Here is a 13,538-nt window from a genome sequence, read left to right as displayed (position 1 = left end):
GGAGAAAACTTGGTGCGCAACAGCCATTTTTACTTTGCTAACCGTGAAAATGTCGGTCGCTTCGTTAATCGATGGGACTTGCTGCTGCTAATTTTGATTTTATCAACTCTGTTTTTCCTGGGCTGGGCCGGCAATCAGATGGCAACGCCTTATCAGCTTGGCCAGCCGCTGCCAATTTCCCTTGATCCGTTTCATTTGCCTTTTTATGCGTTAAGAACTGTATTACGCATGTTCATTGCGTTAGCGCTTTCCATCCTGTTTACTTTTGCGGTCGGCGCTCTGGCCGCTAAAAATCGAAGAGCGGAACAATTGATAATACCGGCTATTGATATTTTGCAGTCAGTACCGGTTTTAAGCTTTTTATCCATTACGGTAACCGGCTTTATTCATCTGTTTCCCGGCAGTTTGCTAGGGCCTGAATGCGCATCCATTTTTGCTATTTTTACCGCTCAGGTATGGAATATTACCTTTGGGTTTTATCAGTCGCTGAAAACATTACCGCATGATTTAAAAGAAGCGTCCGCCATGTTTCAGTTGTCAGCCTGGCAACGTTTCTGGAAGGTTGAAGTACCTTTTTCCATGTCCGGTTTATTGTGGAATATGATGATGTCGATGTCAGCCAGCTGGTTTTTCGTTGTGCTGTCTGAAGCAATTGCCGTTGCACACCAGGATATTCGCCTGCCCGGCATAGGTTCTTATATTGCCCTGGCTATAGAACAACGCAATCTCCATGCTGTCGGCTATGCAATATTAACCATGGTTATTGTTATTTTCCTGTATGACCAGATTCTGTTTCGCCCGCTTATCGCCTGGTCAGAAAAATTCAAGGTCGAACAAACCCAGGATGAAGAAGAATATCAATCCTGGTTAATTGACCTGTTGCGGCGCAGCAAATTGATGCGGCGGATCGGCGGCCATTTCGGCGCAATCAAAGAGCGGTTTGTTAATGCTTCCCTGCTGACAAAACGCGGGCCTGCCCCGGTCAAGGAAATTGACTATGGCCGGCAGAAAAAACTCGACTGGCTCTGGAATATCTCGGTACTTATGGTGATTGCTGCCGGTGGGTGGTTATTGCTCAACTTCATTTTGGCAGAACTGACAACCAAAGATATTGTCCATGCATTTGCGCTGGGGGCGGCAACGGGGCTGCGAGTGATCGTTTTAATTGTTATCAGCTCTCTGATCTGGATTCCGGTCGGAGTATGGATAGGATTAAGACCGCGCATTGCCCAGAAAATACAGCCAGTCATTCAGTTTGTGGCCGCATTTCCGGCTAATTTATTTTATCCCTTATTTGTTATTGCTATCGTCCGCTTTAATTTAAGCGTTGAAATCTGGGTAACGCCGTTGATGATTTTAGGCACCCAGTGGTACATCCTGTTTAATGTGATTGCCGGGGCGTCAATGATTCCACGCGACCTTTATCTCGCAGCCGACAACCTTGGCCTTAAAGGCTGGTTATGGTGGAAGCGTCTCGCTTTGCCAGGCGTTTTCCCATTTTATATCACCGGAGCCATCACCGCAGCAGGCGGCGCCTGGAATGCCAGTATTGTTGCGGAATGGGTAAGCTGGGGCCATACTACCCTCAGAGCAACCGGCCTTGGCGAATACATTCAGGCGAGCACTATAGCCGGCGATTTCCCCAAGATCGCCCTGGGAACAGCCATGATGTGTATTTATGTCCTGGCTTTTAATCATTTAATCTGGCGTCCGCTATACCGGCTAGCGGAAGAGCGCTTTAATTTTAATTGAGTATCATATGTCTGAAACCATTATCGCTCTGGAAAACTGCACTAAGTCATTCAAAAAAGCATCAACGCAAGATCTGCTGGTGCTTGAGGATGTCAATTTTCAATTGCGGGAAGGTGAAATTGTTGCATTGCTTGGCAAGTCAGGTTCCGGTAAATCAACGCTGTTGCGTATTATTGCCGGCCTGGTTGCGCCAAGCTCAGGCAAAGTAACTTACCGCGGCCAACCGGTTACCAAACCGGTTCCCGGGATTGGCATGGTATTTCAATCCTTTGCCCTCATGCCCTGGCTGACGGTATTACAGAATGTGGAACTTGGGCTGGAAGCACAGGGAATCGGTCGTGAGGAACGCCGCCGCCGGGCTATTGAAGCAATTGATATTATCGGCCTTGATGGCTTTGAATCCGCTTTTCCGAAAGAATTATCAGGCGGGATGAGACAGCGGGTCGGTTTTGCACGGGCGCTGGTCATTAATCCGGACGTGTTGTTAATGGATGAACCGTTTTCCGCACTTGATGTATTGACCGCCGAAAATTTAAAATCAGACTTGCTTGAACTATGGCAGGAAAAAAAAACCAACACCAATGGCATATTACTGGTCACGCATAATATTGAAGAAGCGGCAATGCTGGCCGACCGAATTATCATTTTTGGCAGCGATCCCGGCTACATTCGCGCTGAACTGCAAGTAACCATGGAACAACCGCGCGATCCGGAAACTGTCGAATTCCGCGCAATTGTAGACAAAATCTATACCTTAATGACAACCGGCCCCAAAGAGCGGGCAAAACGCGCTATACGCGAGCGCCAGATTGGACTTGGTTATCGTTTGCCGGACGTTGATCCGTCAGAACTGTCAGGCTTGATTGAAACCATGACTTCATACAATGAACGGATCGATTTGCCAGAGCTTGCCGATGAGTTAATGATGAATATTGACGATTTATTCCCATTATTGGAGACATTGGAAATTCTGGGCTTTGCCAAAGTTTCCGATGGCGATATCCAGTTAACCCCGCTCGGCGGACAGTTTGCAGAAGCTGATTTGCAGTCACGCAAACAGTTATTCGCTCGCCGGCTGTTGGAGAAAGTACCCCTTGCCCGCTATATCAGACGCATACTTGATGAAAAATCAGGCCACTATGTATCAGAAGAGCGCTTCCTGACCAAACTGGAAGATTACCTCAGCGAGAAAGAGGCGGATCGCGTATTGCGTACCATGATTGACTGGGGCCGTTATGCCGAAATTTTTGCTTATGATTTCAATACCGGAATTTTAAGTCTGGAAAACCCCGGGAATCCGGATGACGAAGTGATGTAATCTGTAGACTGTCATTCCCGCGAAGGCGGGAATCCATTTCTCAAGTTGGCTCCTTACCTTGTTTGATGGATGGATCCCCGCCTTCGCGGGGATGACAAATTTCTTAACTTATTGGCAGTGGGCCCGCGCCCTCAAGCTCCCGCCTTATTCACCAAATAATCCAGAATCCTGATAAACCGCTCTTCGCTCTGAGCCATCCGAAGATCCGTTTTATACCTATTGCTAATCACTACTGCCGGCACGCCGCTGATCTGATAACGCCCCATCATGGCATTGCCTTCATTGACTTTCAAATCAACAATCGTAGAATTATTAAACGCGCTTTCTGCCGTTTCCTTATCGACTCCTTGCGCGACAAAAAAATCCACCATCGCCTGATTGTTGGCCAAATCCTGTTTATCAGTCTGGATCGCTTTAAATAATTTCGGATCCAGTTTTGCACCCAGACCAAGCAGATTAGCCGCATAGTAAGCCTTGGCGTAATAAGCCCAGCTCTTGTTAAAAGCAACCGGAACCCGGGAAAAATTGATTTGCCCTTCATGTTTTTTAACCCATTGATTTAATGCCGGTTCAATACGAAGACACCATGGACAGCCATAGCTGAAAAATTCGGTCACACTGACCTTGCTTTCCGCTGCCGGCGCTGAACCAATCAGTTCATAATCCTTGCCGGCAACAAACTCATCAGCAAAAACCAGGGTTGGAATCAATAAGGCGATAGCCAGAAAACGTTTTAACATGGTTTTACCCTCTAGTAATAATCAATGAAGCCCCTGAATATAATAAGCGACAGCGGCCATATCTTCAGAGCTTAATTTAGCACTGATGTCCTGCATAATGCCATTTAAATCATTCGTGCGCTTGTGCTCTTTAAACGCCTGCAACTGCTCGATAATATAAGCAGCATGCTGCCCCGAAAGCGAAGGAAATCCGGCTTGGCCATTCCCCGTGCCTTTTGGGCCATGGCAAGCGATGCAAGCAGTAATCTGTTTGGCAAAATCCCCGCCGCGATAAAGTTGTTCACCCCGTTTTACATAGCGCTCGGGCGTAGCGCCTTCAGCTATCGGCTGCAGGCTGTAAAAAACCGCCAGATCAGCCATATCCTGTTCACTTAAGCTGTTGACAACCGCAGACATGGCGGCATCATTACGGCTGGCGCCGTGCTTATAATCCTGTAATTGCTTAAGAAGATAATTGCGGTGCTGGCCTGCGATATTGGGCCACTGCGGATTAGTGCTAATGCCTTGAGCGCCATGACACGCGGCACAAAGCGCTGCATTTGCCGGCGGACTAGCATTTTCCGCGGACAGAGTGCTAAAATGCATCAACATCAACGCAATAGTTAATACTATTTTTTTCATACTGGCTCCGCGGCTTAACACCGCATAATGGTACACTGCCGGGTCTGAAAACCCAAAACGAATTTACTAAAATGTTAACAAATCCTTATTCTAAAGCAGAATTTCTCAAAAGCGCAGCCAAAGTTAGCCAGTTACCTGATGATCTGGGCTACGAAGTAGCATTCGCCGGCCGCTCCAACGCCGGCAAATCAAGCGCCCTTAACTGCCTGACCGGCATCAAACAGCTGGCCCGTACCAGTAAAACACCTGGCCGTACCCAGTTAATCAATCTGTTTAATCTCGATCCGGAACGAAGGCTGGTCGATCTGCCAGGCTATGGCTATGCTAAAGTTGCGCAAAAAGTTAAAGAAGAATGGCAAAAACATCTGGCCCATTATCTTGAAGTCAGAGAGTGTCTGCGCGGCCTGGTACTGCTTATGGATTGCCGTCATCCGCTCAAGGATCTCGATAAAACAATGATTGACTGGGCGATTGAGTGCGAACTTCCTGTACATATCTTATTGACCAAAGTTGATAAAATCAGTAAAAGCGATGCCAAAAATACTGTTAATAAAGTTGCTGGACAGTACGAATTAATGAATGATCTGATTACTGTACAGGCTTTTTCATCTTTAAATAAAACCGGACTTAATGAGTTAATTGTTAAATTAAATCAGTGGTACGAATATAAGTAGGTTGGGTCGTTTGACCCAACATTACCCCGCCCGCTGCTTTATCAGACTCTCAACAATTTGCGGATTAGCCAGTGTTGAAAGATCGCCTAAATCATTCATAGTCACCGGCGAACCGGCAATCTGACGCAGGATTCGGCGCATGATTTTTCCAGAACGGGTTTTAGGCAGATCTGGTACAAACTGGATTACGTCCGGTTTCGCAATGGCGCCAATATTGGTTTTTACAAGCTCCATTAATTCATCGCGCAATTGCTCGCCAGGCTCATGACCAAGTTTCAAGCTGACGAAAGCGTGAATGCCTTGCCCCTTTATTGCATGGGTTATCCCGACTACTGCCGCTTCAGCAACAAATGGATGGGAAACCAGCGCGCTTTCTATTTCTGCCGTACCAAGACGGTGGCCGGCGACATTGAGCACATCGTCAACCCGACCGCTAATCCAGTAATCACCGTCTTTATCACGGCTGGCACCGTCGCCAGTAATATAATAGCCATCGGCAAAATAGGTTTTGCAGTAACGGTCATGATCGCCAGCGATTGTTCTTGCTATGGCCGGCCAGGGTTTTCTAATTGCCAGCAATCCCTTGCCGACTCCTTCAATTTCATGATGTTCTTCATCAAGCAATACCGGAAAAATACCGGGCAAAGGCTGGCAGGCAGCGCCGCCTTTATTGGTTTCAGTTTGCGGGCATATCATTATCCCGCCGGTTTCAGTCTGCCACCAGGTATCGATCATCCGAGCCCGGCCTTCGCCTACCTGATCACGATACCATAACCAGACTTCCGGATTGATCGGTTCGCCGACACTGCCAAGCATGCGCAGGGACTTCCTGGAGCTGGTTGCAAGCCATTCATCGCCAGCGCGTTTTAAGGCCCTGATTGCGGTTGGAGCGGTATAAAATACACTGACCCGATATCTATCAATAATTTTCCAGCTACGATCCGGTTCAGGCCAATTAGGAATTCCGGCATACATTAATGTAGTAATGCCATTGCATAACGGTCCATAAACCAGATAGCTGTGTCCGGTTACCCAGCCGACATCTGCCGTACACCAGAAAACTTCCCCCGGTTTGCAGTTAAAAATATGCTGGAAACTGTAGGCGATCTGCACCAGATAACCGCCTGTAGTGTGCACCAGTCCTTTAGGCTGCCCCGTACTGCCAGAGGTATATAGCATAAACAGCGGGTCCTCGGCATCCATAATTTCAGGAGCGCATTCGGAACTTGCCTGCTCACGCATTTCATGCCACCAATAATCGGTTTCCGGCTTAAAATCAATTGCATTTTTACCATGCTGCACGACCAGTTTTTTGACTGATAACTGGCTGCAGGCTTCATCAGCCTGTCCTTTTAACGCAAAAAACTTGCCGCCGCGGTAATAACCATCTGCAGTAATTAAGACTTTGCTTTGTGATGCGATTAAGCGTTGATGTAAAGCGGTTGAAGAAAAACCGGCGAACACGACGGTATGAACAGCGCCAATCCGGGTACAGGCCAACATAGCAACTGCTGCTTCCGGTATCATCGGCATATAAATCGCAACCTTATCGCCTTTAGCGACACCCAATGTTTTCAAAACATTGGCCATCCGGCAAACTTCTTCATGCAGTTGAGCGAAGGTCAGCTGCTGCTGTTCTTCTTCCTTATCACCCTGCCAGATAATCGCCGGCTGGTTTGCTTTATCTGCGAGATGACGATCAAGGCAATTAAATGATACATTCAGTTTGCCATTAACAAACCATTGGATATCGCCCTGATCGAAACCGCCGCTGACGGTTGTCTGCCAGGGAGTGAACCAGGTAACGTATTGTTCGGCAATTTTTGCCCAGAACTCGGCAGAATCACCCATGATCTTTGATCCTGTTAATAATTGCTGAAAAATCTTTCTGCCCAAAACCGTCATCATTAAACTGCTGATAAATACGGGTTGCCAGTTCACCCAGACTAATATGGATGTTTGCCTGTTCAGCAGAATGCTGGCTAAGCAGAAGATCTTTCAACATCATCGCGGCGGTAAAGCCTGGTTGATAATCATTATTGGCCGGCACATTGGGTAACAGGCCAGGAACAGGAACATATTTACTCATGGCCCAGCATTGGCCCGAGGAGTTGTTAACTACCTCAAATAACTTGTCGGCCGATAAACCGAGCTTATCCGCTAATACAAACGCTTCGGATACGGCAATCATTGAAATACCAAGAATCATGTTGTTACATATCTTGGCTGCCTGCCCATTACCGCTGGCGCCGGTATGGATAATGTTTTTTCCCATGGCCTGCAGAATAGGCAACGCGGCGGCAAAAGCGTCATTGCCGCCGCCAACCATAATCGTCAAGGTACCGGCTGTTGCACCTCCAACACCACCCGAAACTGGCGCATCAACTGCGAGCAACCCTTTTTCAACCGCAGCCTGATGTAACTGCCTGCTGCTTTCAACATCAATCGATGAGCAATCAATATGCAATGCCTGATTGGCCAATGCATATAAACCTGTGGCTCCGAGGCAAACCTGCTGAACCTGCTGCCCGGTCTGCAGCATGGTAATGATGATTTGTTGCCCGCGTGCGCAATCGCCTATGTCCTGAGCACAACGGCCGCCTTCATTGGCAAAAGCCAGCATTGCGCCCTGACTCAAATCAAATCCGGTCACCTGATGACCAGCCTTGACCAAATTGGCAGCCATAGGCAATCCCATATGACCTAACCCGATAAAACCGATATTTGCCACTGTTATCTCCTGTCAACAGGCTTTAGTCATGCGTTGGCATGACAAAGGAATTTTCCGTCATAGCGCTTACAGGCCACTTGGTCGTGATCGTTTTCAACTGAGTGTAAAAATGGATACTCTGACTGCCATGCATATTAGTATCGCCAAACACCGACCGCTTCCAACCGCCAAAAGGATGGCTGGCAACCGGTACCGGAATAGGGATATTGACGCCAACCATACCAGCCATCACTCGTTGGCTGTATTCCCGAGCGGTATAACCATCACGCGTAAAAATAGCGGTACCATTACCGTATTGGTGGCGATTAACCAGGGCGAGCGCTTCATCAAAGCTGTCAGCACGCATAACAACTAATACCGGGCCAAAAATCTCATCCTGATAAATCGACATTTCTTCAGTTACCTGGTCAAAAAGGGTAGGTCCGAGATAATAGCCTTGCGGGTGTTGTTTGTGTGTAAAAAATCGGCCGTCAATAACCAGCCTCGCCCCTTCTTCAATACCTTTGTCAATTATAGTCAAGACCTTTTCCCGGTGCCTTTTGCTGATTAACGGCCCCATATCGCAACCAGGTACATCACCGCTATCGATATTGATTTTATTGATTAACGGTATCATTCGGGATAACAGCTTATCAGCGGTATCATTACCGACGGTTACAATAACTGAAATCGCCATGCAGCGTTCGCCGGCCGAGCCATAAGCAGCGCCGGTCAAGGCATAGGCTGTCTGATCCAGATCGGCATCCGGCATGACCACGCAATGATTTTTTGCACCGCCAAAGGTATGGGCGCGTTTGCCCTGGGATATGGCGGTGGTATAAATATATTCAGCGACCGGCGTTGAAGCGACCGCAGTCATCGCGCGAATATCAGGATGGTGCAGCAGATAATCGACCGTTAATTTATCGCCATGCAGGCAATTGGCCACACCTTCCGGTAAGCCGGCATCAGTTAACAATTCCAGCAAGCGCACCGGCGCCGATGGATCTTGTTCAGAGGGTTTCAGGATAAAGGTATTACCGCATGCAATCGCCGGAATCATCATCCAGACCGGCACCATAACCGGAAAATTAAACGGTGAAACACCGGCGCAAACCCCTAACGGCTGGCGAATGGTATGGCAATCAATATCTTTAGCGACATCGGCTGAAAAATCGCCCTGTAACTGGGTGATAAGACCACAATGCAATTCAACGACCTCAATTGCGCGTGCCACGGAACCCCGGGCATCATCCAGGGTTTTGCCATGTTCACGGGTAACTATTGCAGCCAGCTCATTTTGGTTTTTTTCCAGTAAATCGCGGAATTTGAACAGAATGCGCGCCCGCTTTACCGGTGCTGTTTCAGCCCAGGCAGGCCAGGCCTTTTTTGCAGCTTCGACCGTTTTATGGCAAACCGCCTCATCGGCAAACTGTACCTGACCAATTACTTCACCCATAGCCGGGTTATAGATAGCCTGCTTTTTTCCTGAATCATGTGGATAAAGCTGACCGTTAATATAGTTTTTTACTGTATAAGCCATTGCTAACTCCTTTTAGCGGTGGAGCTACCTATTTCATATAGGTAGTTAAAGTTACCTGATACTGCCGTTTATCATTAGCCATTTGTGAGCTACGCGTTTCAACAACCATAAGCTGATTATACTCTTTCGCTTTGTTTAACGCTTCTTGCAGCGCATCTTGTAAGCTGGTATCGGAATACCCGGTATGATCTTCGGTTTTTATCGCAGTCATTTGCAACCTCTCTTTTTCCAAAAGCAGCAGTGTAACATGTTCCAGGCCTATGAGTTAAGTGTCGGTTCCGTTGCAGAATTACCAATCTTCCTGATTGTTTCCTGGCTTTATTTATTCAATAATGGCTAGGGGTCTGCGAGCAGACCCCTAGCCAACGCCAAACAAGGAGTTAGTCGCAATGCCAAATAGAACAATTGTAAGGGTTGAGGAAGGCACTCAGGTTTCTAATGATGTATACGAGAAAATCAAAGAAATTATGGGAACTCCCGAACTGATAAAGGAAGAATATCCAATCGCCCCTGATTTGGAAAAAAGTTACACCGACCGCATACAAATATTAAGAGAATCACTGCAATTTATTATCGACAACTTTCCTCGAAAACGAGGCGCGCTCAGTGATAATGATTTCAACCGATATTTAGGCTGGATCGACCGGTTTCTCCCGTTAGAAAAGCAGCAAACTCTGGAATATTACCAGCAAAGGCTTTTTGACTATAACGTTATGGTACTTGGATTATTGATCAACAACTGGGATCTTCCTCATAAAAAAAATAAAGAGACCCCAACCACTCAGGCAATTGAATGGCTTAATCGGGCAGAGCAATTCGTTTTATTGCAAAAGGGCCGGGATAATCTGGCGACTTTATCAGAAATTTCTTTCACGAATGCTGAAAACAAACAAGAAAAAAAACTGGTTTTACAAGTTGATAAAATACTGAATCCCTGTACTGCCGACGCATTAAAAGAATTAAAGACCATACAAAATAAAGAAAAAAAGAGTTCAATACCCAATCAAGTGCCCGACTGGTTTAATGAGTTAACCGTTTTTCAAAAAATGTTTTTATATCATTTTGAATCAAAATCACAGGGAAAAACCGATATAGTTTCCTTTGCCCAAATGCTTCTGTACCACTTTAAGGAAATGTCCAGGAAACCAGAGTTTGCCCAAATTGTGATAGATATTCATAGCGGCAAAAAACCCAAAAACTATGCGCAATATAATGAGTACGAAAGGTTTTTAATAGATTATCTCATTGATGAAAAATATATAAACAGGGACTGTACGCTAGAAGCGTCGATTATATCAAACCTGGAGGAGCTTAAGCAGAAACTTTCAGACATGGATGAGAGCTATTTTGAGGGTAACGAAAGCCCTCGCCGGGCTATATCCCGACTTCCGGTATGGTATCTTCTATTACAGCCTTTTGAACAAAAAATGCTTAAAGCTGCTCTTGATAAAATAGATTTGGATAAACCAATAGCGGTTTCCAGCCGTTTACGTATTTTGCCTGTATTGGCAAATGCGACCGGGCATGTGATGTATGTGGTTGAGTATGATGGGCGCATTATTTTTCAAACAGATGTCCGCCTGAGAGCAAGCCATTTGGCTTCGCGCGACATCCTTGATCTGCCTGGGTTAATCAATACCCTTTATACGGAAAGAAACATTAATTCCATTCTGGCGTTGTCAGAAGGCAAGGACTTATTGATTCAAACACTGATAAGCCCTATTGGCACCGAAGGAGTTGCGGCGGATATTGCCAAAATGTTTATACCAGATGTCAAGCTTGACCGGGAACTGAGAAAGCAGATTGCTAAAATCAAAGAAAAACAGGAAGGCCGATCAGAGAAATTATTTTTTACTAATCATCCTCAGAATATGGCCGCTCTGGTATACCGTACTGAAAGCAATGATCCTGAATGCAATGCGTTTTTAAATCATGCCAAAAGCCATTTGGCAAAACTTGAAGGGCTGCTGATATCAGACCAAACAGGGGAATTGGAAAAAACTAAAAAGTATATCGAAGATCTCAGTGTACTTATCAATGAGTATGATCTGGTACTTCATCACCTTAAACAAAGTTCTAGCAAAATAATCCAGGCCGTCAAATCAGTCATCGTAGATCCCGTAATTGATCCCTTAATTGATTACCAATATCAACGGGAACTTCAATTAAGTTCTTTGGAAAGCCTGTTAATTCACTATATTGAAGGCTCCAGTTTCGGGTGCTGTGTTAGCGCTAAAGATCGCAAAGGGCTGGAATTTTTGCATACCAATGCCATGTTTATTCATCGTCTCTTTAGTGGCCGCTGGCCAAGCTGGAATGATGAAGGAAGCGCTCGTCAGTCCTTTGATAATTTGTTTGCCGATCTCTATACAACCTGGCATGCTCAGGAAATTGCCGGCCAAAATGCCAAGGGCGCAAATGGGATAAAAACGCCTGATGGTTATCTGCGAAAAAGCACCATTGATGCAATTAATAGCAGAACTAAAAGTAAACTGGAAAGCAAAACAGGGCGCAAAACCGGTCCTGTTGATATTGCAAAAATTGATGAATATATAGCAAGTAATAACGAAATCAAAGATATCAAAGGAAAACTAATCGGCAGCAAGACTACCGTTAAAATGAAAAAAGTGGATTGTCAGAAAGAGTCCGCATTTATGCCGGCTTTGCTTAAAATGAATGCGGCAAGCATGGCTACTCTTGCCAGCCTTTTCAAGTCAATAGCAACAAACTGGTCTGAACATAAAATGGGAATTAAATATCTTAGAACAGCAGCTTTTCCGGGCGGGATCAGGCAAATGAAAGGGCAGTTACATAAGAATGATGCCGAAATAGTGAATGATTTTTTAAAAATTATCGCTGATCATATCGATAAAAATACAGGCAAAAGGAAACCCGAGACAACACATTTTTATGGGCTAATAAAAAGAGTTTCGGAAATTCTGACTGGCTCCCGGAATGAGGATAAAGGTAAGGATATTGAAACATTGCTGCAAGAACCCATAGCCGGGCTGGAATCGCTTTCAAATAAGTTGATAGCCAGAAAAAGAGAGGCCGGCGCTGAACCGTTCATCCCCAAGAGTGTTTCTGCTCCCTCGTTGTCATGACAAGGATCAAACCAGGCCTCAACGGCCAATTGCCGCGGTTTTTCCGCGGCATCCATATTACAAAATCGCTTCCATCCCATACAGCAATTTATCCAACTGCAGCACTTTCAGACAACATAAAACCACGCCTGGCATAAAGGATGCCCGATCAATACTGTCATGGCTAATGGTTAGTGTTTCTCCCTGATTCCCAAAAATAACCTGCTGGCGTGCCAACACCCCTGGTAACCGCAAAGAATGGATCGCGACGTTATGATGCTTACCGCCTCTGACCCCGGCAATTGCCTCATGGGAAGATAGATGTTTGGGTTGCTCCGCACGTGCCGCAGCCATCATTTCAGCCGTTTTAGCCGCTGTACCCGAGGGTGCATCATATTTCTGCTGGTGATGGATTTCGATAATCTCCGCCTCGGGCAGATAGCGTGCAGCCTGCGCGGCAAATTTCATCATCAGCACTGCGCCAATTGAAAAATTAGGCGCAATAATTCCCCCAAGCTTCTTGCTGGCAGAGATTTCCTGAAGGTGAGCAACTTGCTCTGTGGTTAAACCGGAAGTACCAATCACCGGATGCGCGCTACTGTTGATAATAGTTAAAGCATTGGTATACGCCGCATCAGCCCGTGTTAAATCGACAACGACTGTCGCACGCGTATCCTTAATGGCTAAAGCCAGATCATCGCCGCGGGTAAGCTTGCCAACCAAAGTAAAATCAGGATGCTTCTCAAGCGTTTCACAGGCCAGCGCGCCCATTTTTCCCAATGCCCCATTAACAATCACTGCGGTTTGCATGATAGCTTCCTTTGTTAAGATGTTTTTTTTGTTTTTTTATTTTTTTGTTCCCGTTCCTTAACCAGACGCAATGCCCAAAGTCCAGCCGGCAACCAGCCAATAATTGTCGCCTGCATCGCGAGCGCAACAAACGCACCGCCTGGATTATCATACATGAGTAAAACTACCCACGGGAAAGCCAGAGCAAGGAATTTTAGAAATAATCTTCTGAACATAATATTTTACTCACTTGACGGACTTATGCTAACTAAGAAAAAACACGCCTACTATAAATTAGTATAGAATAA

Annotated in this window: 12 protein-coding genes; 4 read left to right on the top strand and 8 right to left on the bottom strand. The window is 46.0% G+C overall.

The genetic code is table 11. The annotated features are described in order from the left end of the window. Positions 1–12 precede the first annotated feature (12 nt). Both ACFORL_RS04020 and ACFORL_RS04015 read left to right on the top strand, forming a co-directional pair. Positions 13–1,752 carry an ABC transporter permease gene (locus tag ACFORL_RS04020; protein ID WP_382341641.1) on the top strand — a complete coding sequence of 580 codons (1,740 nt, stop codon included), beginning with the start codon at positions 13–15 and terminating at the stop codon, positions 1,750–1,752. A 7-nt stretch (positions 1,753–1,759) separates the two neighbouring features. Next, entirely contained in the window at positions 1,760–3,070 is a 1,311-nt protein-coding gene (locus tag ACFORL_RS04015) for an ABC transporter ATP-binding protein (RefSeq protein ID WP_382341335.1), read from the top strand. Positions 3,071–3,201: 131 nt separating this feature from the next. Here ACFORL_RS04015 and ACFORL_RS04010 read toward each other — a convergent pair whose 3' ends face one another. Further along, a complete protein-coding gene (locus ACFORL_RS04010; RefSeq protein ID WP_382341333.1) occupies positions 3,202–3,810 on the bottom strand; it encodes a thiol:disulfide interchange protein DsbA/DsbL in 609 nt (202 codons plus the stop codon). Positions 3,811–3,831: 21 nt separating this feature from the next. Further along, on the bottom strand, positions 3,832–4,431 hold the full coding sequence (locus tag ACFORL_RS04005) for a c-type cytochrome (protein WP_382341331.1): 600 nt from the start codon (positions 4,429–4,431) through the stop codon (positions 3,832–3,834). A gap of 71 nt (positions 4,432–4,502) precedes the next feature. Here ACFORL_RS04005 and yihA point away from each other — a divergent pair, with 71 nt between their 5' ends. Beyond that, a complete protein-coding gene (yihA, locus tag ACFORL_RS04000; protein WP_382341329.1) occupies positions 4,503–5,105 on the top strand; it encodes a ribosome biogenesis GTP-binding protein YihA/YsxC in 603 nt (200 codons plus the stop codon). 21 nt (positions 5,106–5,126) lie between these two features. Here yihA and acs read toward each other — a convergent pair whose 3' ends face one another. The 4 genes from acs to ACFORL_RS03980 are packed head-to-tail and all read right to left on the bottom strand — an operon-like array spanning position 5,127 to position 9,569. Further along, positions 5,127–6,956 (bottom strand): acetate--CoA ligase, encoded by a 1,830-nt coding sequence (gene acs / locus ACFORL_RS03995; protein WP_382341327.1) that lies wholly within the window; start codon positions 6,954–6,956, stop codon positions 5,127–5,129. Next, on the bottom strand, positions 6,949–7,836 hold the full coding sequence (mmsB, locus tag ACFORL_RS03990; RefSeq protein WP_382341325.1) for a 3-hydroxyisobutyrate dehydrogenase: 888 nt from the start codon (positions 7,834–7,836) through the stop codon (positions 6,949–6,951). The genes acs and mmsB overlap by 8 nt, the downstream gene beginning before the upstream one ends. Before the next feature lie 22 nt (positions 7,837–7,858). After that, positions 7,859–9,358 (bottom strand): CoA-acylating methylmalonate-semialdehyde dehydrogenase, encoded by a 1,500-nt coding sequence (locus ACFORL_RS03985; protein ID WP_382341322.1) that lies wholly within the window; start codon positions 9,356–9,358, stop codon positions 7,859–7,861. A gap of 28 nt (positions 9,359–9,386) precedes the next feature. Further along, entirely contained in the window at positions 9,387–9,569 is a 183-nt protein-coding gene (locus ACFORL_RS03980) for a hypothetical protein (protein WP_382341320.1), read from the bottom strand. 178 nt (positions 9,570–9,747) lie between these two features. Between ACFORL_RS03980 and ACFORL_RS03975 the strand changes: the two genes are divergently transcribed. Continuing rightward, entirely contained in the window at positions 9,748–12,462 is a 2,715-nt protein-coding gene (locus tag ACFORL_RS03975; protein WP_382341318.1) for a hypothetical protein, read from the top strand. 57 nt (positions 12,463–12,519) lie between these two features. Here the strand turns inward: ACFORL_RS03975 and dapB are convergent, their stop codons facing one another. Beyond that, complete coding sequence (gene dapB, locus ACFORL_RS03970; RefSeq protein WP_382341316.1) at positions 12,520–13,251, bottom strand: 4-hydroxy-tetrahydrodipicolinate reductase; 732 nt, start codon at positions 13,249–13,251, stop codon at positions 12,520–12,522. 14 nt (positions 13,252–13,265) lie between these two features. After that, the gene (locus ACFORL_RS03965) at positions 13,266–13,466 is read right to left on the bottom strand and encodes a hypothetical protein (RefSeq protein WP_382341314.1); all 201 of its coding nucleotides are present in this window, start codon (positions 13,464–13,466) and stop codon (positions 13,266–13,268) included. Between the last annotated feature and the right edge of the window lie 72 nt (positions 13,467–13,538).

The organism is Legionella dresdenensis, from assembly GCF_042649825.1.
Classification (GTDB): Bacteria; Pseudomonadota; Gammaproteobacteria; order Legionellales; family Legionellaceae; genus Legionella_C; species Legionella_C dresdenensis.
The sequence above is the reverse complement of the archived record's forward strand: the minus strand, read 5'-3'. Positions and strand labels throughout refer to the sequence as shown.